The sequence below is a fragment of the Bacillus sp. VT 712 genome (assembly GCF_001614195.1).
Taxonomy (GTDB): domain Bacteria; phylum Bacillota; class Bacilli; order Bacillales; family Bacillaceae_H; genus Priestia; species Priestia flexa.
In genome coordinates this window covers 1-620 of sequence record NZ_LWBK01000094.1, presented here as the reverse complement: position 1 = coordinate 620, position 620 = coordinate 1, and the positions used below count along the sequence as shown (strand labels likewise).

General features: G+C 34.8%; 1 pseudogene. It reads right to left on the bottom strand.

The window, feature by feature from the left end:
* Positions 1–401 precede the first annotated feature (401 nt).
* A pseudogene (locus A2U94_RS20110) lies at positions 402–620 on the bottom strand (IS4 family transposase); the annotation flags it as partial.

Here is a 620-nt window from a genome sequence, read left to right as displayed (position 1 = left end):
TCTTTGTATAGTAATTTAAATGATGGGTTTCCACTAATTCTTCTAATTTCGTTGAAGAAATCGGTGAAAACCATTGTTCAAATGATGTTTTTCGTGTAAACTTATCCATGCTTATGGTCCTTTGTATTGGATTTGGATGGTTTACTACCGCTCAACCAGTATAAAGGATTTTTTTATGTTTGGGTTATATTACAGAAAATTCAGATTTTTAGAAAGCGTTGAATTATTTTAATGCGACGCTAGTGATAATTTATCACTAGTGTTGCATAAATTTTATTTGAATTTTCAGTTTTATATCTTTCCTAATGAAGAGCCAAAAAAGTGAATATCCAAACAAAGGTGGCTCCATCCATTTGGTTTTTATTTACAATTAGACAAAAGAGACAACGATCATTTGCTCATTAAGGGACAGCTTCCCCTTTAATTTTTCGAAGCCAGATATGTGCTGGCTTCCACAAAGCAGCCCTTAAATAACGGCTAATTTGCAGGAGTTTTCGCTTACTTTTTGTTTCGAGCTGCACGAGTACATGCAGACAAAAGACGATAAGTGCGATCAACACTTGGTTGTGAATCGCCCATTCACTTTGTCCGTAAAACTTTTTGATGCGGAGATGCTGTTT